The 25,683-nt window shown below is 39.8% G+C and carries 21 protein-coding genes; 12 read left to right on the forward strand and 9 right to left on the reverse strand.

Annotated elements, in window-relative coordinates; translation table 11 throughout:
- The first annotated feature begins 112 nt into the window (after positions 1–112).
- Both cbiQ and PCC7418_RS08175 read left to right on the forward strand, forming a co-directional pair.
- Positions 113–892: a cobalt ECF transporter T component CbiQ gene (gene cbiQ / locus PCC7418_RS08170; protein ID WP_015225699.1), complete on the forward strand. Its 780-nt coding sequence runs from the start codon at positions 113–115 to the stop codon at positions 890–892.
- A gap of 6 nt (positions 893–898) precedes the next feature.
- On the forward strand, positions 899–1,681 hold the full coding sequence (locus PCC7418_RS08175; protein ID WP_015225700.1) for an energy-coupling factor ABC transporter ATP-binding protein: 783 nt from the start codon (positions 899–901) through the stop codon (positions 1,679–1,681).
- Positions 1,682–1,686: 5 nt separating this feature from the next.
- On the opposite strand, the gene PCC7418_RS08180 is transcribed toward PCC7418_RS08175, so the two are convergent.
- The 5 genes from PCC7418_RS08180 to PCC7418_RS08200 are packed head-to-tail and all read right to left on the reverse strand — an operon-like array spanning position 1,687 to position 7,182.
- Positions 1,687–2,397: an ATP-binding cassette domain-containing protein gene (locus PCC7418_RS08180; RefSeq protein WP_015225701.1), complete on the reverse strand. Its 711-nt coding sequence runs from the start codon at positions 2,395–2,397 to the stop codon at positions 1,687–1,689.
- On the reverse strand, positions 2,394–4,187 hold the full coding sequence (locus PCC7418_RS08185; RefSeq protein WP_015225702.1) for a sodium:solute symporter family transporter: 1,794 nt from the start codon (positions 4,185–4,187) through the stop codon (positions 2,394–2,396). The genes PCC7418_RS08180 and PCC7418_RS08185 overlap by 4 nt, the downstream gene beginning before the upstream one ends.
- 27 nt (positions 4,188–4,214) lie before the next feature.
- Complete coding sequence (locus PCC7418_RS08190; RefSeq protein WP_015225703.1) at positions 4,215–5,222, reverse strand: patatin-like phospholipase family protein; 1,008 nt, start codon at positions 5,220–5,222, stop codon at positions 4,215–4,217.
- Between the two features lie 44 nt (positions 5,223–5,266).
- The gene (locus PCC7418_RS08195; protein WP_015225704.1) at positions 5,267–6,121 is read right to left on the reverse strand and encodes a mechanosensitive ion channel family protein; all 855 of its coding nucleotides are present in this window, start codon (positions 6,119–6,121) and stop codon (positions 5,267–5,269) included.
- Positions 6,118–7,182, reverse strand: coding sequence for a hypothetical protein (locus tag PCC7418_RS08200; RefSeq protein ID WP_216086688.1), 1,065 nt, complete (start codon positions 7,180–7,182; stop codon positions 6,118–6,120). The genes PCC7418_RS08195 and PCC7418_RS08200 overlap by 4 nt, the downstream gene beginning before the upstream one ends.
- Before the next feature lie 61 nt (positions 7,183–7,243).
- Between PCC7418_RS08200 and PCC7418_RS21120 the strand changes: the two genes are divergently transcribed.
- From PCC7418_RS21120 to murG, 3 genes are all read left to right on the forward strand, one after another.
- A complete protein-coding gene (locus tag PCC7418_RS21120) occupies positions 7,244–7,369 on the forward strand; it encodes a hypothetical protein (RefSeq protein ID WP_255348277.1) in 126 nt (41 codons plus the stop codon).
- A gap of 298 nt (positions 7,370–7,667) precedes the next feature.
- Positions 7,668–8,879, forward strand: coding sequence for an ATP phosphoribosyltransferase regulatory subunit (locus tag PCC7418_RS08205; protein ID WP_041596207.1), 1,212 nt, complete (start codon positions 7,668–7,670; stop codon positions 8,877–8,879).
- Positions 8,876–9,934, forward strand: a complete 1,059-nt coding sequence (gene murG / locus PCC7418_RS08210) for an undecaprenyldiphospho-muramoylpentapeptide beta-N-acetylglucosaminyltransferase (protein WP_015225708.1) — start codon at positions 8,876–8,878, stop codon at positions 9,932–9,934. The genes PCC7418_RS08205 and murG overlap by 4 nt, the downstream gene beginning before the upstream one ends.
- Here the strand turns inward: murG and PCC7418_RS08215 are convergent.
- Positions 9,919–10,188, reverse strand: coding sequence for an acylphosphatase (locus PCC7418_RS08215; RefSeq protein WP_015225709.1), 270 nt, complete (start codon positions 10,186–10,188; stop codon positions 9,919–9,921). The two genes, murG and PCC7418_RS08215, sit on opposite strands and share 16 nt — an antisense overlap.
- A gap of 72 nt (positions 10,189–10,260) precedes the next feature.
- Here PCC7418_RS08215 and PCC7418_RS08220 point away from each other — a divergent pair, with 72 nt between their 5' ends.
- Positions 10,261–11,226, forward strand: coding sequence for a DUF4253 domain-containing protein (locus PCC7418_RS08220; protein ID WP_015225710.1), 966 nt, complete (start codon positions 10,261–10,263; stop codon positions 11,224–11,226).
- Positions 11,227–11,609: 383 nt separating this feature from the next.
- On the opposite strand, the gene PCC7418_RS08225 is transcribed toward PCC7418_RS08220, so the two are convergent.
- A complete protein-coding gene (locus PCC7418_RS08225) occupies positions 11,610–12,821 on the reverse strand; it encodes an HNH endonuclease (RefSeq protein ID WP_015225711.1) in 1,212 nt (403 codons plus the stop codon).
- 388 nt (positions 12,822–13,209) lie between these two features.
- Here PCC7418_RS08225 and PCC7418_RS19345 point away from each other — a divergent pair, with 388 nt between their 5' ends.
- The 3 genes from PCC7418_RS19345 (at position 13,210) to mnmG (ending at position 16,413) form a co-directional block, all read left to right on the forward strand.
- On the forward strand, positions 13,210–13,569 hold the full coding sequence (locus tag PCC7418_RS19345; RefSeq protein ID WP_015225712.1) for a DUF2283 domain-containing protein: 360 nt from the start codon (positions 13,210–13,212) through the stop codon (positions 13,567–13,569).
- 203 nt (positions 13,570–13,772) lie between these two features.
- On the forward strand, positions 13,773–13,988 hold the full coding sequence (locus PCC7418_RS08235; protein ID WP_041596208.1) for a diguanylate cyclase domain-containing protein: 216 nt from the start codon (positions 13,773–13,775) through the stop codon (positions 13,986–13,988).
- A gap of 520 nt (positions 13,989–14,508) precedes the next feature.
- The gene (mnmG, locus tag PCC7418_RS08240; RefSeq protein ID WP_171814942.1) at positions 14,509–16,413 is read left to right on the forward strand and encodes a tRNA uridine-5-carboxymethylaminomethyl(34) synthesis enzyme MnmG; all 1,905 of its coding nucleotides are present in this window, start codon (positions 14,509–14,511) and stop codon (positions 16,411–16,413) included.
- Between the two features lie 367 nt (positions 16,414–16,780).
- On the opposite strand, the gene mltG is transcribed toward mnmG, so the two are convergent.
- Positions 16,781–17,803, reverse strand: a complete 1,023-nt coding sequence (gene mltG / locus PCC7418_RS08245; protein WP_015225714.1) for an endolytic transglycosylase MltG — start codon at positions 17,801–17,803, stop codon at positions 16,781–16,783.
- Between the two features lie 201 nt (positions 17,804–18,004).
- Here mltG and PCC7418_RS08250 point away from each other — a divergent pair, with 201 nt between their 5' ends.
- Positions 18,005–18,961 carry a BMC domain-containing protein gene (locus PCC7418_RS08250; RefSeq protein WP_015225715.1) on the forward strand — a complete coding sequence of 319 codons (957 nt, stop codon included), beginning with the start codon at positions 18,005–18,007 and terminating at the stop codon, positions 18,959–18,961.
- A 158-nt stretch (positions 18,962–19,119) separates the two neighbouring features.
- Here PCC7418_RS08250 and PCC7418_RS08255 read toward each other — a convergent pair whose 3' ends face one another.
- Positions 19,120–19,416 carry a hypothetical protein gene (locus tag PCC7418_RS08255; RefSeq protein ID WP_015225716.1) on the reverse strand — a complete coding sequence of 99 codons (297 nt, stop codon included), beginning with the start codon at positions 19,414–19,416 and terminating at the stop codon, positions 19,120–19,122.
- 201 nt (positions 19,417–19,617) lie between these two features.
- Here PCC7418_RS08255 and PCC7418_RS08260 point away from each other — a divergent pair, with 201 nt between their 5' ends.
- Both PCC7418_RS08260 and PCC7418_RS08265 read left to right on the forward strand, forming a co-directional pair.
- Positions 19,618–23,094 (forward strand): RNA-directed DNA polymerase, encoded by a 3,477-nt coding sequence (locus tag PCC7418_RS08260; protein ID WP_015225717.1) that lies wholly within the window; start codon positions 19,618–19,620, stop codon positions 23,092–23,094.
- 11 nt (positions 23,095–23,105) lie between these two features.
- Positions 23,106–25,550, forward strand: coding sequence for a 3'-5' exonuclease (locus tag PCC7418_RS08265; protein WP_015225718.1), 2,445 nt, complete (start codon positions 23,106–23,108; stop codon positions 25,548–25,550).
- Positions 25,551–25,683 lie beyond the last annotated feature (133 nt).

Consider the following 25,683-nt stretch of genomic DNA (forward strand, 5'->3'; position numbering starts at 1 on the left):
CATTTTGAAAAGCTATATGGAGAAAAAAGACATAGAAAGATCTAATTGTTGCAGTTAACTGCCCAAGTGATTCACTTGGATTAGTCTAGAAAGTAATGTGTTTGGATTGGTAATGAAACTTGCGCTTGATCAGTATGCTCACTTGGATTCCCCCCTTCATCACTGGAATCAACAGTTAAAGTTAATCGCTTTAGGCGGGTTAATTTTTGCCTTTGCTTTTATCGAAACCTTGGCGTTACTCCCCGTAATGCTTTTAATTACTGTTATCTTATTTGGCTTATCTCAGCTTCCTCTGCGCTTTCTTTTATCGCGACTTCAGTATCCAGGCATCTTTATTGCTGTCGTCGTGTTGGTTTTACCGTTAGTATCAGGAGAAACAGTGCTTTGGGAATGGGGCGCGATCGCGCTTCGACAAGAGGGCTTATTGTCCGTCGTGCTGATTGTGACTCGTTTTGTCTGTATTCTTACGATTAGCTTAATTTTATTCGGAACTGCGCCATTTTTAACCAGTATCAAAGCAATGCGATCACTGGGGTTACCCACTGTCATTGTGGATATGACGTTATTGTCTTATCGCTATTTAGAATCTTTTGGCGATACTTTAACCACGATGCAGCGAGCGATGAAACTCCGTGGATTTGACTCCCATCATTTTAGCCGACGCAATACCAGCCGTTTAGCCTCTTTGATGGGAAGTTTACTGGTGCGGAGTTATGAACAGTCGCAACAGGTGTATCACGCGATGATTTTGCGCGGGTATCGCTATGGGTTATCTCGTCAACCGACGGGTTTACGGGTGGCGTTAAAAGAAGCGACTCCCTCTATGCAGTTTTGGTTTTGGTTTACTTGCGCGATCGCGCTGAGCTTGATTATTGCAGAACTCTTATCTTAAATTTTTATGAAACAACTGACTCAATTCCCTCGTCTCCGCACTTCAGAGGAAAGGGCCCTCGCCATTCATGATCTAGAATTCTCCTATCCCGACCAACCCAGTGTTTTAGATTGTCTCAACTTCACAATTAAAGCAGGGGAAAGAGTGGGATTGATTGGTCCCAATGGCGCAGGGAAAACGACACTGTTTTTATCCACTTGCGGGATTTTAAAGCCAACAGCAGGAGAAATTTTTGTTTTTGGTGACCCCATTCAAGCGGGAGACTTTAATCCTAATATTGGTTTAGTCTTCCAAAATCCAGATGATCAACTCTTTTGTCCCACCGTTTGGGAAGATGTTGCTTTCGGTCCAGAAAACTTACAACTGTCTCCCTCAGAAATCAAACAACGGGTCGAAGAAGCCTTAACCATTACTCGCACTTATCCTCTCGCCCAGCGCGTCCCCCATCACTTATCAGGAGGACAAAAATGTATGGTTGCCATTGCCACGGTTTTAGCGATGCACCCCCAACTCATTCTATATGATGAACCCAGTGCTAATTTAGATTTATCAGCACGACGACGTTTGATTGATTTTCTGGAAATTTCTGATCAGACCATTATTATTTCTTCCCACGACTTAGAATTAATTTTAGAAGTCTGCGATCGCGTTTTACTTCTTAATGAAGGACAAATTATTGCTGATGGCGACCCGCGACGAGTGATGGCGAATCAAACCTTGATGGAAAGTAACGGACTGGAAAAACCGCATTCTCTTTATCATCATCCCCCAGGGGCGCATCAAGATTGATATAGCTAGATAATTTCTTGCTTCAGTTGTTGCCAATTTAGAGGATCGTTTGATAGGTTCTTCGCGAGTCTCCCTTCTTGAAAGAAAAGAACGCGATCGCTGCATTGTTCGGCAATATCAAGTTGATGATTAACCATTAAAATCGTCATTTCTTGGGTCTTGAGAAACGCCATGACTTTGGTTGCTATGCCAAAATCTAAAGCAGAGGTTGGTTCATCTAATAATAAAACTTCTGGCTGCATGACTAAGCCCCGCGCAATCGTCACTAATTGGCGTTGTCCTAAGGAAAGTTCTAATTCTCCTTTATCCAGCCAACTTTCTGGAATTTGTAATTGTTCACAATAAGTGGCGATGCGATGATTAATTTCGGTTGGTGAGAGTTGTTGTAAGATTAAGGGATACGCGAGGGCTTCTTGGACAGTCACTCCTAATAATTTGGGTTCTTGGGGAACTAAAACAATTTGTTGGCGCAGAGACAGAACAGGAATCTGATCGTAAGGTGTATTATGAAAATAAAGGCTGCCCGTTGTCGGTTCACTTAAACGATTCAGAAGGCGTAAGAATGAGGTTTTACCCGACCCTGATTTTCCTAAAATGACTGCGCGATCGCGCTTCCTAATTTGTACAGAAATATCCTTTAATATCTCCGTAAAGCCAAGATGATCACTTAAACTCACTTGCTTGGCTTCTAAGACAATTTCTTCGTTATCATTCATTTTTCCTCTGGGAGCTTCACAGTTTTTCCTAAATGGCGGAACCAAGTAAAATACAGCGCGATCGAAAGTAAAATTAACACTAGTAATAATAAACCCAATTCTTCCCACTGCTTGGTCACTAATATCATGCCCGTTAAGAATAATACCAGTTGCCAAGGAACTGCGATACAAATGGCAATGAGATCTCGTTGATTTTCTTGCTGAATTTTTGCTTGTTGAGGGAAAGAAAGTTTATCTCGCATGGGCTTCCAGAAACCAAACGGTTGTGTGACTTGATAAAAGTGATCTAGCACTTTTTCTGGAGTAGGAGGAGTGGCGAGAGTCCCAATCATACAACCGAGGAAAGATGCACTGGCAGGAATTAAGAAATTGGCATATTCGGGAAAAGAAATACCACTGAGTTTCGTCATAATTGCTGTTACCATTCCTGCGATCATTCCTACCGCAAAGCCATAACCATTAAAGCGCCACCAGTACCATCTTAGAAGTAAAGGAATAAATAAACCTGAGCCAAAGCCTAAGGTGATCCACCCCCAAATATCATTAATATTCACAACAGGAAAACTAAACAATAATCCAATTAAAACCACAGCGATAGAAGCCAGACGACTTTGCAGAATCAGTTGTTCGTTATTGGCACTAGGATTAAGATAGGCTTGATAGATATCTTTGACCCAATAGGCTGCGCTAGAGTTAATAATAGAATCGAAAGTGGACATAGCAGCAGCAATAAAACAAGCAACTAATAAACCTTTAATTCCTACTGGAATATATGTGTCGATCACGGTGGGTAAAACTAATTCTGGATCGGCAATGACAGTGTTAGTCAGTCCATAATGAATCCCGAGAATGGCAAATGCAGTGACAAGGGGCCAACGGAAAGCCAGTAAAAGTATCCAAAATAGAGATAATAAACCTGCTGCGCGATCGCTGCTGGCTGCAAAATAACGTTGACTCATATAGCCACCTGCCCCACTAAATCCTTCAATTCCTGTTTTGAGGAGATAGAAAAATAAAGTCACACCAAAGAGATTAAATGCTGAATATTGTCCAGGTAAATCGAGGTTAGGTGGGGGAAGAAAGTTACTCCAATCGGTGAGATTCATCGCAATGGTTTGAAACTCATCACTACTCAAGGGAACAGAAATGGAAAAGGTTTCAGGAAGGGTAACTGTGGATAATGTTAAACCGCAAACATAGATAATGGCAATAAAGATTAAAACTCCTTGAAAAACATCTGTCCAAATGACACCATAAAAGCCACTGGCTGCGGTGTAAATCATGGCTAACGTAATCATTAAAATGGCAGCCAAACGATCATCAATTCCTAACAGTTGACCAAAAAACTTTCCTCCCCCAACCGCGAAATAACTAATGATCCAAATCGAAATAATTAAATTCGCGATCGCGCTAATTAAACGAGCAATATTTCCTTCTCTTCCTTCGCCAAATCTTAACCGCATCCATTCCGCTAAAGTCATCACTTGGGCGCGTCTTGTCCACTTGCCCATGAAGATCATAAAAAATGCCATAATCAAGACAATTCCGCCTCGAATTTCAATGAAAAAGCCTTTAATTCCGATCGCGTAAATCAAAGCGGTAATAATCATTGTTCCCGCAATATCGGTATTAGAAGCCATCCCCGAAGCCCCTAACGCCCACCAGGGTAAACGGCGATTTCCTAAGAAATAGGCATCAATTCCTTGGGAGGCTTTCCGTTGTAAAATAAAGCCAAAAATGACAATTGTCAGCAAGTAAAGAGTAATAATGAGATAGTCTAAAAGTTGCATATTTGTTCTTGATTTACCCCCTATCTCTTACTGTAATTTTTCTTTAATCTCTGGTAACATTTCTTGAACACATCGGTAACCTTCTTTCATCAAAGCGTCTGCTTCATGAAAATCAAAAATACCGTATTGAGACAAGCGAGGTTGTAATAAAATATCAGGTTGATGTACCTGTAAATTAATTTGTGTCACTTGCTGTTCCATAATATTAATCGCACTGCCAATGACATCAAAGATATTAGGAACTTTAGTTTCACTTTCCCTTTGATCAGGAAGCCAATTATTAACCTTGTCGGCTAAGGTTTCTTGGGCTGCTTCATAACGCAACTTGAGATTGTTTAAAAACTCTAGTCTATGCTCTTGGTTTTGTGCATTGTTTTCTGTCTCTTCTTCTTCAGACGTTTTAATCTCAGACAGGAGTTCTTGATTTTTGGCCTCAACTTCTGCTTCTATTGCTTCAAATTCAGGGTTTTCTGAATCGGGAATAGGATGGGGATGATTTAAGTTAATTGCAATGACAATATCACTTCCCATTTCCCGTACAACATCCACGGGAACTGGATTAATTACTCCACCATCGACTAAATACGTTTCGTCTTTATTGAAAGGGGTAAAAACACCTGGAATCGAAATACTCGCTCGCACCGCATCCACCATCAATCCTGTTTTTAAAATTACTGCTTTTTGGGTTAATAAATCAGTGGCGACGCAGTGAAACGGAATCTTCGTGTCTTCTAAATGACAATCGAGAACATGACTATAAATTAACTCATAAATTTTATCGCCATCCAACAACCCTCGCGTCGGAAACTCGACATCTAACAAAGAAACAATAATCTTCCAGTCGATTTCTTTAACAAAGGCTTCTAATTCTTGGAGTTGGTTCACTGCATAAATTCCACCAACAAACGCTCCAATACTCGTTCCTGCAAGATAATCAATCTCAATTCCTGCGGATTCCAAGGCGCGAATTGCACCAATATGTGCCCAACCTCTCGCACCACCACTTCCTAAGGCTAAACCCACTTTATTTTTCATTGTTATCTGTTTATAACACAAACAATGAGGTCATTATTCATGATTCATTCTATTGTGTCAATTGGAGATAGCCCAGACGGATATTTAATCCCTTTTTCTTTGAACGCTTGCTTACTGCGACGGATTAAATCAGTTTGATAAATAAATTCGTCTCTGGCATCCATGGGATAAGATTTTAATTTGAAGTGAGTTCCCCATAACGCTTCCGAGACGACAACTGTAATCGGTAATTTCAGTTGCGTGTACTTGCTACTATAAGCTGCTTGATAAAGAAGATTAATGACTACCTCTAAATCAACATTATGGTCGCAATAAAAATCTGTAACCACTTGCGCTTCCAGTTGTCCGCTATTGCTATTAGAAATCGCTTCTGTGAGAATCTTACTATGGGGGATTGTAATCAGATTATCATCGGGCGTTTGAATCCGAATCCCTCTTAAACCAAAGTCAGTCACTTCTCCATACTCTTCTCCAATCTTAACGCGATCGCCCACGCGATAAGGGGCTTCAAATAAAGCGACAATTCCCGCAATAATGGCTGTTGTATAATCTTTGAAAGCAAAGCCTAAAGTAAGCGCGATCGTTCCCGTTAAGGCGAGTAAGTTCTGTCCAGACAAGTTTAAAAATAAATTCACTAAATAACTGACTGTAATAATTAAGACTAATCCTTTCCAGAAGGGAACCGATTGCTTAATTAGTAGCCGATACCGTCGAGGAACTTGTTCTGATGCCCATGTCGTTATAAACTGAATTGACACTAATAACCCATAACTAAGGAAAAGGGTGAAGACGGTTGTCAGAACTTTTCCCCATGTCACATCAGTGAATAAATCTTCTGATAATTTCTGATTGCTCACTGACTGAGCAATGAGAGCAAAAGGAATCCATTCCACGATCATTCATCTTCTCCAATTAAAAAGTTATTTTGGCTCAATTCCTGTTTGATTTTCGGATAGTGGAGAGGAGTGACACTTAATAAACCGTTTCGCTGCTGAATTAAATCATCTCGCAATAACAGTTGAATTCTTCCTTGAATCTTCTCTTCCTTCACTCCTAAACTGAGTGCAAGAGATGAGCGCGTAATTTTCCCATGAAGTAATAAAGAATGTAAGAGATACCGATCATCGGCTGATAAACTTGGTAGGTTGGGTAAACGAGGAGTGATCAACTTTAAACGGGGTCTTTCCTCTGCATTTTCGGTTAGGTCTTGGTCAAAGGACATCTGAATAGATTGTAACCATAATTGCTTTGCAATTTCACTTTCTCCCCTTGATAAAGAGCCTAAGGTTTCCCAAAAGAAAGAGGAGGGATTGGTTGTCTCCTCAGGAATAAAACTTTCAACCATCGGTTGTAACCATTGCTGGAGTTCATCGCTACTTAACTTAGGAAGATTTTGGGTCGTTTCTAGATAAGCATTAAGTTGACAGACATAATCTAAAAAGATCCAAGACCAGTTATTACATCCTAACAACCAAAAGCAATCATCAGTCTGAACAATCTTTTCTCGTAACCAAATCATTCCTTCCCAGCCACTAATACATCGTAAAAAATACTGTTCTAAATCAGGAATGACAATCATTTTAAGATGGGATTGACATAAGCTCTGAAAAACTATTGATTCACTCTTCTGTATGCTTCCTTCAATCGCCATTTTTAAATGTTGTTTCTTGGGATAAGAGTCGTGACGAAAGTTGTAATCAGAAAAGGGATAGACAACTTCCAATTCTGGGAATGGTTGTTGGGATAAACTCGCGACTATCAATTCAGTTAAGGGGCTAACGGGTGATCCTAAAATGACTAAATGATTCGCTGCTTCCTTGGCTTTCCATGCTTTTAAAGCCGATCTAACTTCTTTTTTCAGTACCGTTAAATAAGAGGAGGGATGAGGTAACTCACTCATCAACTTTTCTAGTTCACTGATGACTCCCTCGGGAAGATCTTCCCAAGTGGGATTTCTCATTGGGGGATCGGCTTGGGAAAAAAAAGATTGTATGGCGTTTCTTAGTTTATTCAGGTACGTCATGTCAGTCGATGGATGTTATTGGTTGATGATTATTGCTGATTTGGAAAGTCATCAAAAAACAAAAATTATGACTCGCGCGATCGCGCTTAAGAAACTCCTCAATCAGGCATTTTTTTGTTTTTAATTATCCCTTGACTTCCTGATCCTGTTTTGATAAGGTAGTACCATAATGGGAAGTGTTGCCAAAAATAATTTTCTTAACAATTGAGGAGAAACAAAAAACAGTATAACCTGCTTTCAGCAAGGAATCCAGATGATGAACTTTCATTTTGACTCCCGCAGCTTAATATACTTTCATCACGAAAAAGAAACAGCAACGCACTAATTTTTTCAATCGTGGTTAAAGATGGTTTGAACTCGCCCCAACTTATGATTAACTGAGAAAGGACTCGGTTTAAGTTGGCGCAATGACCTCAACATTTATGCTTCATCAAGCTCCTGCTGGTGCAAGAGACTGGCTTCCTGTAGAAGTAACCCAAAAGCGATGGCTTTCGCAAAACCTGGAAGCAGTATTTTCCCAGTGGGGATATCAACAAATTATTACTTCTACCCTCGAATGGGTGGAGATGCTTACCGCAGGGGGGGCGATTGAACCCTCAACAGTGATTCAACTCCAGGATGGAAGCGATGAACCCTTGGGGTTACGTCCAGAGTTTACCGCTTCCATCGCGCGGGCTGTTGTTACCCGCATGGAACGGACGGCGTATCCGCAACGGTTGTTTTATAACGGTAATGTGTTTCGCTCTTCCCAAGGGCATCATGGGGAACAAGTAGAATCCTATCAAGCGGGTGTCGAACTCATTGGCGCAAGGGGTGTTCTCGCCGACAGTGAAATTATTTTATTACTTCGCGATTGTTTGGAACAGGTGGGAATAGAACAGTGGCATTTAGTCTTAGGAGAAGCAGGATTAACGCGATCGCTGCTCGAACCCTTTCCCGAACAAGTGAGATCCGATGTTCGCTATTGTATTGCGAATTTAGATCGGGTCGGTTTAGAAAAGTTACCGTTAACTGAGGAATTAAGAGAACGAGCCTTACTCTTATTTGACTTGAGAGGAAACCCCGAAACGGTATTAGAAAAAGTCTCGCAGTTCGATTTAGATGAAACTGGAAAGACCATTGTCACGAAGCTGCGATCGCTGCTGGAATTATTAACGGAAACCGCCTCTTTTTCCCTCACCTTAGATTTAAGTTTATTACAAACCATTGACTACTACACGGGAATCGTTTTTAAAGTGGTTGCCCAAACCGAAAGAGAAACCTGTATCATCGGACAAGGGGGACGTTACGACCAACTGTTAGGACTCTATCATCCCCAAAAGGAAACCCGCCCTGGGGTTGGTTTTGCGCTGAATTTAGAAGCCTTACAAACTTGTTTACTCCGACAGAAAAAGCTCCCCGAAACCACTCCAGCTAGTGATTGGTTAGTGATTCCTGAAAATACAAAAGCGCAAGTTTCTGCCTTAAATTACGCCCAAAAATTACGGAAAGAAGATCCTTCGTTACGAGTTGAATTAGCCTTAGCAGAAGGGGCTGTGGATAACATGAGAAACTATGCTCAAAAAAAGGGAATTAATCGCATTGCTTGGTTAAAAGCCGATGGGAGTGCAACGGTGGAAGAATTAGAAACATGAGCAAGAAACCGAATATTTTAATTGCAGCCAGTGGTACGGGCGGACATTTATTTCCCGCTCTCGCGGTTGCCGAAGAATTAACGGATTACAATATTCAATGGTTGGGTGTTCCTAATCGTTTAGAAACGAAACTAGTTCCCGCTTGCTATCCCCTGACAACGATCAGTATTGAAGGGATGAAGAAGCGCTTAGCCCTCGGAACAATTGGGGTTTCTTTTCGGCTTCCCCCTGCGGTGACAAAAGTGCTTTCTCTGATGCGAAAACACCAGATTAAAGCCGTCTTTACCACGGGGGGGTATATCTCCGCCCCAGCAATTATTGCAGCCCGTATTCGGGGCATTCCTGTTATTATTCATGAATCAAACGCCATCCCCGGAAAAGTCACCCGTTGGTTTGCGAGTTGGTGTCATACTGTTGCTTTAGGCTTTCCCAGTGCAGAACAATTTTTTCCCCGTCAGCGCAGCATTTGGGTGAGTACGCCAGTCCGCAAAGCCTTTCATTCTCCTCAACCGCTCGACTTACCGATTCCAGAAAATGCACCGTTAATTGTTGTTCTCGGTGGGTCACAAGGGGCTGTTGCGGTGAATCAACTGGTGCGGGAGAGTGCTAAGGGGTGGTTAGATGCGGGTGCCGTGATTGTTCATTTAACCGGAGAGCGCGATCGCGAGGTCAATAGTTTTCAACATCCCCAATACTACACCTTTCCCTTCTACGATAATATGGCAGGACTCTTACAACGGGCAACCCTTGCCATTAGTCGTGCGGGTGCAGGGACATTAACAGAATTAGCAATTACGGGAACCCCGTCGCTTCTCATTCCCTATCCCTACGCAGCCGAAGATCATCAAGCCTACAACGCCCAAACCTTTGTCGATGCAGGTGCAGCGGTGTGCTATCGCCAAGCAGACTTAACCCCCGAACTGCTGAAAAAAACCGTTAGACAATGGCTAGCCTCTCCCGAAACCCTGAATAAAATGCGAGAGAGTGCGAAAACCCTCGCCGTAAAAGATAGCGCGGGACAAATAGCCGAGATGATTCGTCAAGCTGCTACTTGAAACTGAGAAAACCCTTCTGGGGTTTCATACTCCACCTGAACATCTCTAACCACCGCTGCGGGTGGTCCCTGATGACACCATTGAATCATTTGATCCACTGCTTTTGGTTCCCCTTCAAAAACCGCTTCCACACTGCCATCAAAGACATTTCTCACCCAGCCTTTAATGCCTAATTTCACCGCTTCACTTTGGGTGGAAAGTCGATAACCGACTCCCTGCACTTTTCCAGAAATATAAACATGAGCGCGAACCATAGAACTATAATTTTGAATTCAACAATTGCTCTAAAATAAAAGAGCTTTCGCCTGTATTATGCCCGACAACCCATGATTGAGTCACTCCCTAAACTGGCTGAAATTTTAGCAACTACGCCACTGGCTAACCAACAACTAGCAGAAATTGAAATTTTAGACACTGGAGAAAACGCTTTTGTTGTGGAAGTGAACTCAGCAAACGCCCTAGAATCTTGGCAGATTCTGCAAGACTTAAAAACGAGTATTGGTCGAGCACCGGTTCTTGTAGCAGAATTTGAAACAGGGAAGAATTGGCAACAGTCGGTTAAAAAGAGTCAGACGGAAATTTTCTCACGATTTCCCTATGAATTTGAGCTTAATAACTCCCGCCACACGGATCAAGAAATATCACCTCAAGCCATCATTAATCGCGCCAAAACCCTAGACTTAGCATCAGTTTTGGAGTCATATTTGCAACGAGAAGAAGCCTATTCTTCCTCCGAACAATTGCAAGAAGAGATTGAACGAGAAGTCGATTTCACGCAGCAGAATTATGGCATTGCGCCCACGGTTTCGGAAGTCGTTAACGCACTACAAGATCAAGAACAAACCCTGATTCAAATCGAATCTTTCTTATTTCACTGGGAAAACAACCACATTGAAGCTAGCCAATTAGAAGCCTCTGTTTATCTAGACTATTTAGACTGGTACGAACCCAATTGCGGTTTGGGAATAATTCTTCTCCCCACCCTCAACAATTGGGAAAGCCTTGCTTATCTTAGCTTTTTTGGGGCGGAAGGCTTTGGGGAAGCAGAAAAAATGATGACCGTTCTCCAATCTTGGCAACAGCGCTTTGGCGCAGAACTAGTCGCGCATTATGGGACAATACTTCAGTTTGTGGTGCAATACCGACCTTCCACTTTAGAAACCGCATTTCAACTGGCTTGGGAACAATATATGATTGCCCCTTGTACTCTTGAACTACCTGGCATTACACTACGAGAACACGCTAGGGCGTTACTGCAAACGCAACGCTGGTTTCTCCACGAACGTCCTTAAAACAGTAAAATATTCCTGATTCTGCCTTCGTAAGTTAACCGTCAAAAACTCAAGTCTATTCTGCTGAATGTGTGCTTTTAAACTATTATCGGAAATTATTGCTATCTTAGCTTATCCATAATTCCCATCGCAGCTTTGGGGATTGATTAGCCCCAACTACTGTAATCGGAAATTATTATTCTATTTCTATAGATACATCACAGCTTGTAAACTAATTTTAGATATAGTTAGGTGGTTTAGTTTTGTGTTAGTGGTTAAATAAAAGTATCCTATAAACATCATTACTCTCACTTCGTTTTCATAAACATACCCTCTTATCCTTGTGATAATAGAGTTTTACACAACCTGTGTCAGCAATGGGAACTATCGTAGATGGGACTAAATTATGGCTTTTTATCACTTGTATAGTTGTTTTCATTAATTCTCTGTTGAATTGAATCTATTTGAGGATTAATTTTAGAACCATTTTGATGAAGTATAAAATCATTAAAATACAAATGAATACACTTATCAATTTTTTTGTAAATAACGAATACCTCACCTCCATTATTTGTTATACTTTCTAACTCTTTTTGAGTAATATCGTTAATTTTGGCACAGCCAACAACATAATTAAGCTCCTGCTTAATATTGATATTTATAATTATATACTGATTATCTGGTATAATACTAATTGTTACTGCATATGGTACTCCTAATAAATATTCTAATGAATAATGGGAATAATAAAATGTTCTGTTACATAAAAATGTATTGTTATAAAGGAGTTCGGCGTCTTCACTATTATCACGATCCCATAAGACTTTGTATAGTTTATTAATAGATTCTGTATTCAGAATCTTATCTCCAAAAAGACAATGTGATATTCCAATACTTACTTTAGCTAAAAACCTTTTATCATGATATAAATCATGTTGAAGATTGTTTTCTATTTCCCCATTTTTTACTATACTATGGAAGTAATTTTTTCGTTTTTCGTCTAATTGATCTGGTTCTGAAAATCCTAATTGTTCAAGTAAAACATAGGCTGCATCAGACTCTTTATCAAAATCATGACATAAAACTTTCTTAACTGGTTTATCTCGAAATGCTTCTTTTATAGTCATTAATAACTTATTAGCATTATCCGAACTCTCAGAATAACTATGCGGTAAAACAAAATATGCTCTTGTATCTATTTTTTTAGATTTAACTTTGATTGGATCGCCTCCACAGTAAGCTTCAAAGCGAGAATCGTCAGGACGTATCCAAAAAACACCTAGTCCTAATGTTCCTATCCAGTATTCGCAAATTTCTTCCTCTTTTATTTCTGGAGGTGATAGTTTTGACTTACCCAAACATGACAATGGTTCTGCATAATATTTGGATTGATTCAGTAATGCTAAATCACATTCTATAAGAAAATTATGAACAAAAAAGTTTTTTTCAAATGCACCATCTACAAATAACCCAAGAATGTTATTACAACGTTGGCATACATCATAACTTTTTAAGTTATCGGGTAATTGACTACCTCCTAATGAATATGGAATGATATGTTCAAGACTAAAATCAGATTTATTTTTTGTTTTTCTGCAATAAATACACTCTTTCATATCGAAAATAATATGATTGAAATCTTATCAACTTGATCAGGATTATAACTTAGTTTTAGGTTTAGTTATTCTACATCGTAAAATTACGGTTTCCCGATCTTGAAGCCCTAATCACTCCTCGGATACCAGAGATTTCGAGTTATCTTTACTTCCATCTATGCGCGATCGCGCTCTTCTTTCAATCAAGTTAACCTATTCCCCAGAACCGGGAGTTTTTTGGTATAAACAAGAGTTGCCTATGCCAATGAATTATCGAATAGGTTGGCTTGGGTAAGAAGATTGACTACTTTCTGGGCTGTGGAATCACACATACTAAGGATAATAAGAACACAACCCCTTGGAAAGTTGTTACCTGCTATTTTGATAGGACAGCTAGACGAAAACTTTTATGTTAATTAGATATGATGGGCAATCAAAAGCAGCTTACATTAGGCTTTTGGACTCTGAAGTAATCGAGTCCGAAGAAGTGGCGCCCGGTGTTGTTTATGATTTTAATATTGAAGATAGGGTGAGAGGGATTGAGTTTTATCGGTTAGACTCCCTCTCTAAGGAAGTTTTCTCCAGTCTAGAGTTGCCTATACATCCTCAAGAAAAAGAAATTTTAGATCAGTGCTTATTTTCCGACTTCAACAAAAGATCATCGGTTTTTACGGTGCGCGTTGACAAAACAAGCAAAGGAGATTTTGTGCCTCACACTTCTGAGGATACTACTCCAAGCCAACTTCCTAGCAAACTTGAGATGTCTTGATCAAGCTAAAAGGTGGCTAAACAATTAAAGCCTTTTAATTTAGCAGTATAACCCGATCGCGCAACCTGCAAAATTAAACGACACCGCGCCATCTAATAACGGTTATATTGATTGGGCAATTGTTTAAAAAGTGGTCAGTTTCGTGACTGATGCAATCCTGCTAAGATTTCAAAGATTAATAGAACGGACATTTTCCTTCCAGCGTGATCGCGCAACAAAATATCCCTCATGGTTCACATCTTGCTAATGATCAGGTAACGGTGAGCTTAGGGATAGCAAGTGTCATTCCCACTGTCGAAGCCTCTTGGGAAACGTTAGTTACACAAGCCGACTTTGCTTTATATCAGGCAAAAACACAGGGGCGCGATCGATATTTTCTCGAATCTGAAATTGGGAAACGCCACGAAAAACAACTTTGATCAAAATTCTTTTTTTCCTACCTAGCAATAAAAAAATATCAACATCCTCTGTTGGCTTTGACTTAACTATCAGTGCAGCTTATATAAAACTTTTTTTTCATAAGACTTTTCTTTCAATCAACCCTCTTAATCTTTCTTAAGCACAAAAATAGAGAGAGAATTCTTGACGAAATTGCGACGTTTCAGGTATGCTAAGGAAAATAATAATCCAGAGGAATTTCTTGTCTCAGTTTCAAAAAATAAGCAAAAAACCTGATTCTTTCGTCGCTAGACCCAATTAAGCTGTCAAGTTTTTTGGAACGAGTTGCATTGATTTTTGTAACTAGGTTTGAATCTTTGTTAAGTAGGGTTGACAGATATCTGATGATATGCAGGGAAGAAATGAGGCGAAGGCTTTTCCCAGAAGAATATCATAGCATTTCTCATTAGTTAAAATATAGACCAATGCAGTGCAACCCAATCCAAAAGCTATTCTGAAGACGGGGAGAGGGTAAACAAGAAGAACTGAACGATGAATATTATGATTGATTCTCCCGTACAATTCCAAGATGAATTTGATGTCGTTGTTGTTGGTGCTGGGCATTCTGGCTGTGAAGCTGCCCTCGCTGCAGCCCGTTTAGGCTGTCGCACCCTGATGTTAACCCTCAACCTAGATCGCATTGCTTGGCAACCTTGTAATCCTGCCGTGGGCGCACCTGCCAAGTCACAGTTAGCTCATGAAGTAGATGCCTTAGGTGGTGAAATTGGGAAATGCGCCGACCGCACCTATCTGCAAAAGCGAGTTCTCAACGCTTCACGGGGTCCTGCGGTGTGGGCATTACGGGCGCAAACCGATAAACGGGAATATTCGCGGGTGATGCGCCACATTGTCGAAAATCAAGAGAATTTAACCTTACGGGAAGGGATGGTCACAGACTTGGTCTTGGGGAAAAACCAAGAAGTGATTGGCGTAGAAACTTACTTTGGCACAGCATTTAAGTGTCAAACCGTTATTCTCACCACAGGAACCTTCCTTGGCGGTTGCATTTGGGTTGGCAATAAATCAATGGCTGCAGGGCGTGCAGGAGAGTTTGCTGCAGTTGGTTTGACCGATACTTTGAATCAACTGGGCTTTGAAACGGGACGTTTGAAAACGGGAACACCAGCGCGAGTGGATAAGCGGTCAGTGGATTACAGCCAGCTAGAAGAACAACCCGGTGATGAAGATGTCCGTTGGTTTAGTTTTGACCCCGAGGCCTGGGTAGAACGGGAACAAATGTGCTGCTATCTCACCCGTACTACAGCCGAAACCCATCAAATGATTCGGGATAACTTGCATCTCTCTCCGGTTTATGGCGGTTGGGTGGATGCAAAAGGACCGCGTTATTGTCCCAGTATTGAAGATAAAATTGTACGCTTTGCAGATAAGGAAAGCCATCAAATCTTTATTGAACCAGAAGGACGAGATATCCCTGAATTGTATATTCAAGGATTTTCTACGGGCTTACCCGAAAACTTACAACTGGCGATGTTACATACCCTTCCCGGTTTAGAAAACTGTAAAATGTTGCGTCCCGCCTATGCTGTGGAATATGACTATTTACCCGCAACGCAATGTTACCCCACATTAATGACTAAAAAGATTGAAGGGTTATTCTGTGCGGGACAAATTAATGGGACAACTGGGTATGAAGAAGCAGCAGCGCAAGGGATTGTTGCGGGAATTAATGCCGTGCGCTTTGTCCGTGGAGAAGAAATGGTGGTCTTCCCTCGCGAAGGAAGCTATTTGGGAACGTTAATTGATGATTTGTGTACGAAAGATTTAAGAGAACCTTATCGGATGTTAACCAGTCGCTCGGAATATCGTCTGATTTTACGGTCAGATAATGCCGATCAACGGTTAACGCCTTTAGGAAGAGAGATTGGTCTGATTGACGATCGCCGTTGGGAACTCTATGAACAAAAACAAGCCAATATTACTGGCGAAAAAGAACGTCTCCATAGCACTCGCGTGAAAGGACATGAGGACATTGGACAACAAATTGCAGCAGATACAGGACAGAAAATTAAAAGTTCCGCGACTTTAGCAGAATTGTTGCGTCGTCCAGGTTTCCACTATGCCAACCTGGAACAATATGGACTGGGGAATTCCCAACTGCATCGGGTAGAAAAAGAAGGGGCGGAAATTGATATTAAATACTCAGGATATATCCAACGGCAACAACATCAAATTGATCAGATCACAAAACAAACCAATCGTCCTCTTCCTGCGGATTTAGACTATATGAGCATTGATACGTTATCGATGGAAGCACGGGAAAAATTGGCGAAAGTCAAGCCGTTAACCATTGGTCAAGCGGGTCGCATTGGTGGCGTTAACCCAGCAGATGTCAATGCTTTGTTAGTCCATTTAGAACTGAACTACCGCACTCAAGCTACCCTGTGAGTGGGGCTTCGATACTGATAAGGAAATTCCCAAACTTAGACTGAGACCGAAGTTTAGGACTTCTCTCTCCTCCTATAGTGCTACGCGCTGGGTAAAGGGGAAAGGCGAAAGGAATGTCAAAGTTACCTTTTTCCTATCAATGAGTTGGATTTTCATCTGTCAAACACCCAAATGAGTAGGGCTATAAGGACTAGATAAAAACAAAGTCGCTATTGGTTAAAGCGTTGCTATCCACGCCGAGTAAAATGGCTAACTCATTGCTATCGAACTGAACCCTTCTGCTAGTTTTCCTATTTAGGACTTTAATCGCTAAGATTCGGTGAAACGAAGCATCGATCGCGCTCTCGACACGAACTCAATTTTGATTTTATTTTTGAATGCGCTGTTGGGCTGCTTGATGTTCAGCAAAGGTTTTACTGAAAACATGAGTCCCGTCATAGCGGGCGACGAAAAAAAGATATTCCGTTTCTGGGGGGTTGAGGGAGGCTTCAAGTGCGGGTTTGCCTGGACTGGCGATGGGGGTGGGGGGTAAACCGCTGTTGAGATAGGTATTGTAGGGAGAAGGGGTGTTGACTTGTTTCAGGGTGAGGGGGGTTTCTTCGGTTTGTTCGATATTTAAGCCATATTCCACCGTGGGATCGGCAGCGAGTCGCATTCCTTTTTCTAAGCGTTTGGCAAAAACCGCTGCAATGCGCGATCGTTCTTCGGCGACCACGGCTTCTTTTTCCACCAGACTCGCCAGCGTGACCCATTCTTGTAGGGTGTAAGGGCTGTTTTGGGTTTCGTAGAGGGGGAGTGCTACCTTGGCAAATTGATTGAGCATTAATTCAATAATAAATTCTGGGGTGGCGCGATCGCGCGGAATTTGATAAGTATCAGGATATAAAAAACCTTCCAAATGGGGTAAATTGTCAGGAAGCCATGAAAATTGAGTCCGATCAATCTTGCGGGTTGCTGCGAGAAAATCCGAGCGAGAAAAGTAACCTAATTCCTGAAAATAGTCCGCCATCTCCCGTTGTGTCCAGCCTTCGGGAATCGTGAAGCGAGTTTGAATGGTCTCTCCCCGACGAATTTTATTCCCAATTTCTGGCAAAGAAGACTGTTTTGAAAGTTGATACGTTCCTGCTTGCAATTGAGACGTTTCTTCCTGTAATTTTAGACGATATAACCAAATTTTCCAGGCTAATTCTGAGCGAATTAATCCTTCTGCTTCCAGTTGTTGACCGATGATTTGAGCAGCCGTTCCTGAGGGAATAGTGATGGTAATCGGTTGAGACGGGTTAGAAGAGATGGGCGCGATCGCGCTTTTCCACCATAGCCAAGTCCCAGCCCCACCAGCAGAGAGTAAAACCATAAAACTGAATAAACCATAAAACGTTTTTTTCAACATACAAATTATTTTGTTATTTGTTATTTAAAATTGAAACGACTCATGAATAACAGACGCTTAAGCAAGCATCTGATAACAGTCAAATTATAATCATGACCGATAATGAATCCTTAATTATCAATTATCAATGATTAATTATCAATTCCCCCGCTTGTCCGTTATCGTTGATATAGGGGAAGATCTATTTATTCAAATCAAGCAATGCCATCTCAATTACCCGCACCGTTCGATCATCAACAACAACCACCACCGCAGCAACACTACAGCGATAGTGCCCTCGGCTTAGTCGCTACCAAAAGTTTTCCTGCGATTGTGGGGACAGCAGACATGATGCTGAAATCAGCAGAAGTGACCCTCGTGGGCTACGAAAAAATTGGTAGCGGTCACTGCACAGCAATTGTACGGGGAAAAACAGCAGATGTGCGCTTAGCCGTAGAAGAAGGCGCAAAAACAGCAAAACAGTTTGGGCAACTGATCTCAAAATTAGTAATCCCGCGTCCCATGCCCAATTTAGAAGCCGTCTTCCCAATTGGCACTCGTTTAGTCGAATTAGCCCAACAAAATCGGGGTTACAGTCGTCTCAGTAATCGCGCCATTGGTTTACTCGAAACCCGAGGCTTTCCCGCTATGGTTGCGGGCGCTGATGCCATGTTAAAAGCAGCAGATGTGCAACTCGCCTCTTATGAAACTATTGGCGAAGGACTCTGTACCGCCATTATTCGGGGGTCAGTAGCCAATGTTGCTATGGCGATTGAAGTGGGAATGCAAGAAGCAGAAAGAGTGGGAGAACTCCACGCTGTCATGGTCATTCCTCGCTTACTCGAAGACTTGGAACATACCCTCCCCGTTGCCAAATACTGGTTAGAAGAAGAACCCGAAGAACAACCCTTATCTTTACCAGAGAAACAGAAAGAAACGACAACAGAACGTCAACCGTTATCACTCCCACAAAAACAAGAGGAAGAAGAACGACAACCATTATCACTTCCAGAGAAGCAAGAGGAAGAAGAACGTCAACCCCTTTCTTTCCCAGAAAAAGAAGCAGAACAAGAAGAACGCCCCTTAGTTGAGTTGCCAGAATTAGATAAACTCGATTCTTCTGAAGATAATCAACAACAACCCAATCGTCAACAAGCGCAACCGCCAGAAGAAGATTAAAATTGTTTCCAATTAAAATATATCACTATAGTAAACTATCAAGACGAATCACTGTCTTCAGTCATCTCCACCTCCTAAACAAAAGTAGGGTGGGCATTGCCCACCAAAAGTAATTTAACTATCGTTACTGTCCCTTTACTTAGGAGAAACCCTATAAATCACGCAGCAGAAAGTTTCTTTAGTGAGCGACTGCTATGTTGTTGGCGTAACTGTACTGTATAAGCCTCTAGTTCGGAAGTCGTCATCGCCTTCAATATCGGGAGTTCATTCGTAGAAATGCTAAGTTGAGAACTTAACTGATAGATTTCTTGCATCAAAAAGCCCCGACGTTCTTGATCTTCCTCTCTTTGCAATAGCTCATTCGCTTTTTCGAGAAAGGGTGTTCCTAAACGATCAGGATCAGATGCAGCCGTTTTGATGAGTTCCCATGAGTTATAATTGGAGGCAGTTTTCATAATTAAAATTAGTCTGATCAGTTTACGATGAAAGCATTCCAGTGGTCGCTGGGGTGCTTTATTTTATTATGACCAACAAAATTAGAACTGTCAAGACACTATATTACTAAATAAAATTAAATGCGATAAATCATTGCTATAACATATTAAAAGAGATAAACTGGGTTTATTGTCAGGCTGAACAAAGGAAGCAGAGCAAAAATGATACAGGGAAAAGAGTTTGAGCAGCGTCTAGAGGGATTAAACTGGACGCTCTACAGATTAGCGAAGGAAATGGCGGAATATCGCTCTCAAGGCGAAGAAGTTTCCCCCGCCTCCCGTTATCACAGTTCCATTGGTAAGGCGATCGAAAATCCCAGAAAGTCTCGACTAGAAACCATTGAAGATATTGTCCAAGTCCTCAACGGTGAGTTAAGAATCATCTGGGAAAGCGATCAAGTCGTTACGATCCGCTTGGAAGATGAAACCATAGAAGCTCTCAAACAAAGAGCAGAGAATGAAGGAAAAAGCATTAATGAAGTCGCTAGACAACTTCTAATTCAAGCGTTGTCAGGTATTCCCACTCAAAAACACACGAAACTGACAGAGTTAGTCTTTGATGGAGAACCGAAAATCTATCGTTCCTTTCATCCCGCGATCGCTGCTGCTTATTCATCTGTTCATCAATGGTTAGAAGAAAGACCAGAAGCTGAAGGTTATAAAGAATTAGATTACTCTCAAGAGATTGCGCGATCGCTGCGAAAACAAGACTTAAAAAGTATCGCCTTTCAATTTTATACGCTTTTTCCTTCCCATTATTTTCAAGCAGGTCACGTTCTGGATAACGTCATTAACTCAGCCAGACTTTTAAACAGAATTAAATCAAATCCTCGCATTTATTTAGTAGATGTCGGTTGTGCATTAGGCGCGGGGACGGCTGCATTTGTTGAAAAGATTTTAACTCTCTCAAAAGAAGAATTTTCCTCAAAACCAATTGAAATCATCGCTGTTGGGATCGATACTAATCTGTACGGGTATGCTGTTTATAAAAAATTGATGGAGGAAATTCAGAAAAATGTTAGCGAATATAATATTAACTTAGAGTTCAAAGCAATAAATGAACCTTTAGCGCAAGCCACTTTACGGACAATTAGCTATTTTCAAAGTAAGCTCAATGATGAGAATACTTCTGTCAAGATTTTACCTCATCTTTTCATAACACAACTTGATGTTGCCAGTTCTATTACTCAATACGAACAACTAAGAAAAGAGCGAGAAGAAAAACTTAAGGCTTTGGGGATAGAACCTGATCCAGAAACAGAATCAGATCAATCCTTATGGCAAAATGAAGCACTCTTCTTAAAGGGATTGCTAGAAGAAATTCCTGCTGAAAAGATTCACTTAGTAACAATTGGTACTAAGAACATTGAACAATTTCTTGAAGATGAGACTGAAATCAAGGAGATCAGTCAAGGAATACAAGAGCTTCATTTATATTTAAAGCAATTGTTCGGAAGTGATCAAGTATCTATATTCCTAGAAGGAAATCAGACAGTAAACTTTTACCATCCTATCGATAGTTACTGGTATTATTTTCAACACTTATCTAATCAAGATAGCTTTTATAGTAGTTTTGTCAATATTGTAACTTCTGAAATTGACGAGCAGAAACAAATTATTACTGATGAGAACATGGAAATTGCATGGGCTAAAGCGAGAAGTAATGTCTTTAGTGAATCATTTTACGATGAAGCAGAAATCCGTTTGTTTGAACAAAATTTAGATGATAACTTAAAGATATTAGCCAACAAAATAGTTGAACTTCCCTATGCCAAAGACTTACTAAACCTTGATCAAGATATAAGTTACCAATTTGTTAAAAACAAAATTAAAAGTCGTCCTAAACAGGTGACTCGTCTTGAAGAAGAAATAATAGCGATTGCTATTTTACAAACCATTGGAACAAAAAGCGACTTTGAGCATTACGCTTATAAATTAAAACCAGAACCAACAGAAGATTTATATGAGCATTATTTTCCTTGCTACCAGAAATTCTTAAATGACTCAAAATATAGTGCTAGAAGCTATCCTGATGGTGCTGTTATCCGAACTGATATTAAATCATATTATACAGAAGTTATTCAAGAACAATTACTTGACATCACTAATAGAGAATTAAAAATTATTAGCCCAAGACTGAAATGGTTACTATATCAAATATTTAAAAAAGATTTAGATGGACATGAACCAGGTAAAGGGCTTAAACAAGGAACGCTAACATCAGGGTTTTACGCAAATCTATATCTGAAGTCAGTTGATGAATATTTTCAAAATAGTAGCAAATGGAAAGACATTATTAAATATCATCGCTATGTTGACGATATTATTATCATTGTTCGTAATCCAGTCTATTTAGAAGAAGTTGAACAAGAATTAAGAGATAAAATAGATGAGCTTGGATTAAGTCTTAATGAATCGAAAACAGAACATTATAATTCTGCTGACTTTGAGACAACACTTGTACAAGATAAAGCACTAGATCAGCTAAATGATGAATTTAATAAAGCTCTAGTTTATGCTTGGAGGATGAACTTTGAATATCGCACTCAGTTTGAGGCTGCAAATTTGAGTAAAGATGAATACTTATGGTGGAAAAAGGTTAAATTATATCAACAGTGCTTACACTCTATAGATATTTTTATCACCGAAGATCAATTAAGTCGCAAAATTCATCAAAAATTAGTCGAAATAGATATTTCTAAAAGAAAAGAGATATCTTTCCCTACTTTTCCGAGTTCCAGTAAATACACAGTTATTTTGCACTGGAGCAGTCAATTTAAAAAATTAAATAGTAATTGGCTTAAGAGAAAGGAAAAATTAAAAAGTAATGTTACTAAAATTTTTATAGATAGTGTAGAAGAACTAGAAACACTAATAAAAAACATCCCATATCAAAATGAACTGATAGATGAAACGGAGAAACGCCAAATCAATATTAAGCGCAGACAATTAGAAAGCCGTATTCGATGGTCGGTAAAGAAACTAATGATATTAGGCTTTGATCAAGTTCGCAATAAAAAAATTGTCTGGGAAAAAGTTGTTGATTTAATTTGCAATCCTCGTTTATTTGTAATTCGGAATCTATTAGAAGTAATTACTCACCTAGCATATCAAGGACATACAGACGCAATTCAGCAATTATGGGACTACTATAAAGATCGCGAAGAAGAAACAGACTCATATCTTCGTGCTGTGATTATTGAAGCATTTCGTTTTTTGCCAATACTAGAAGTGAGTGATTTTCATTTAATATTTAACTTATCAACAGAAGCTAAACAGGATATTGAAAAACTGAAAGCTACCGAAACTTGGTTATATTTGGGAGACCGCGCTCAACCTTTTGTTCAAAAGAAACATCTTCAAGCCATTGTTAATGCTTTAGAAAGTGATCCGTTTCCGCGTTTGAAGAAAAACTACATCCTAATTTTAGGAATGTATGATGTTACCTTGTTAGAAAATATTAGTCTTTCTCCTGAAGAAAAGAATGATTATTTAATTCAAGATGCGTTGAGGCTTTCGGAAGAAGGAAGAGTGTCAGAAATTTTTCAAAAACCTGAACCAGCAAGAGTCCGACAATATTACAACACGAAGCAAACTTCAACTTCTAAGGATAGATCGGATTACTTATCACCCTTCTAAACTAATTTATTATGTCGCAATATCCGCCTAATTCTGAACAGAAAAATATCATTAATCATATCGAGGGAGCGATTTTAGTTCTTGCGCCAGTGGGAACAGGAAAAACCCGCGTTTTATCAGATAGAGTCGTTAAAGCTATACAGTCTGGTATTCCTGCTGAGAAAATTCTTTGTTTGACTTTTACCAACCGTGCTGCTAAAGAAATGAAAGAACGATTAGCACAAAGTTGTCCTAATGAAGTTCGTGAGATTACTATTAAAACCTTTCATGGTTTATGTGCTTCTATGCTAAGAATTGAAGCACGCAAGATTGGTTTACCCGCCGATTTTGTTGTCTATGATGATGCTGACTGTATTGGACTAATTAAAGATATTTTTAATGTCTCAAAAGATAAAGATGCACAAAAAATATTTTTTAAGTTAGCAGAGTGTAAAACTAAAACTAATCACTTTCACGCTTCTCCTCAACAGCGATTTCTCTCTCTAGGAGAAAATGAATCTGAATTAGCAAGTCAATATCAAATAATTCTACAAGAACGTCATTCTCTAGACTTTGCGGATTTAATATTTAATGTGCGCTTAATGTTGAATCTCTATCCAGACATTCGACAAAAATGGGAACAACGTTTTGACTTGATCCAAGTCGATGAAGTTCAAGATACTCATCTATCTGAATATGAGATTGTTCACTGTTTAGCCTCTCATCGTTGTAATCTAGCCATGATTGGTGACTTAGACCAAACCATTTATGAATGGCGAGGGTCTGAACCTGAACAAGTGATTGGTCAATTTAAGCAAGATTTTCAGCCCCAAGAATATTCTTTAGTTTTAAACTATCGTGCTACTAAAACTTTACTAAATGCTGCGTCTGCTTTTGCTGATTGTTTCACTAAAAGACATACACAAATTACACCAGCAGAAAGTTGTGAAGTCGGTGATTCAATTGAATTTTATACAACAGAAAAAGAAAATCAGGAAGCCGAATGGATTGGAAAACAAATTCAAAACCTAGCTAATCATGATCCCAATTTCGATTATAATCGTATCGCTGTACTAACTCGCACTCATAAGCGAATTTATCTGATTGCTAATGTCTTAGAAAAATTAAATCTTCCTTGTGTGACAGTTGAACAGTATCAATTTTTTATGCGTCAAGAAGTGAAAGATGCTTTAGCTTATTTACGCTTGATTATTAATCCTTTTGATACCGCTTCAATGCGCCGAATTTTATTACGTCCTCGTCGAGGAATTGGTAACGCAACCGTTAATCATATTATTAATGAAGGACAGGATTATGGGTTTCATTTAACCGATATGATATTTAAGGAAACTTTTGTTGATGGTGATCCGTTTAGTCATTTACTAACCGCTTATTATTCAGGAACAATTGTTATTTTTGATGTGGAAACAACTGGACTTTCTGTTAGTGAAGATGAAGTGATTGAAGTGGCTGGGGTTAAATTAGTGGAAGGTGAAGTAACAGACGAATTTCATTATTATATTGCTAACGAAGTCTCTGTGGGAGACTCTCAAAATGTACATCATCATAGCGATGATTTTTTAGCAGAAAATGGTCAGCCAGCGATTACAGTTCTTCGAGGGTTTCTGGATTTTATACAGGGCGCTTTATTGGTTGGGCATAATGTGGGATTTGATATTAAAATGATTACAGCCCATGCTCGTAGAATTGGCTTAAATCCCCCTTTGTTTCAATGGGCGGATACGTGGAGTTTATCTAACCGTTTTATCGAGTCAGATAGTTACCGTCTGGGAGTTTTAGCTAAGAATTTAAATCTACCTGTATCGCCAACTCATCAGGCGATTGATGACGCTAGAACAACCGTTGAACTCCTATTATATTTAATTCCTTTGATTGAAAAACATTCTGATGAGCGTCGCGCTTTGGTATATCGGTATGGTGATAATTTTGAAACTCTGGCGCAGCAAGTTGAAAATTGGAGAGAGAAGAGTCAAGAGAGGCGATCTGCTAATTTATTAGAGCAAATTTTAGAGGAATCTGGTTTATATGCTTATTATCAGCAAGAAGAGAAAAAACGTTTAGATAATTTACAAAGGCTGGTTCAGGTATTTGAAGAAAAAGATAACCTCGGGTTCCATCCAGAAACAGCTTTACGGAATATTCTTGAAGAAATTGCATTAGCGAAAGACTTAGATAAAGTTTCTCAAGATAACAACCAAATTTTAATTATCACAGTTCATCAAGCGAAGGGGTTAGAGTTTGATACTGTTTTTTTAGCAGGGTTATGTGAGAATGAGTTTCCTAGCTACTACAGTATCCGCGATCAGACAATAGAAGAAGAAAAACACCTATTTTATGTGGCGATGACGAGAGCAAAAAAACGCTTATTTCTCTCAACTTATCGTCAAAATGCGAAAGGCTATCACAACCAACCCAGTCGATTTTTGCGGGAAGTCACTGAATATGTTAATCAGTAAACAGGAGATTTATTACCCTCTACCCAACCTACTGTTGTTGGGTTTCACTATCCTCTACCCAACCTACTGTTGTTGGGTTTCACTACCCTCTACCCAACCTACTGTTGATTGTGATTATATTGATGAACAAATA

It is taken from the genome of Halothece sp. PCC 7418 (assembly GCF_000317635.1).
In the GTDB taxonomy this organism is placed as follows: domain Bacteria; phylum Cyanobacteriota; class Cyanobacteriia; order Cyanobacteriales; family Rubidibacteraceae; genus Halothece.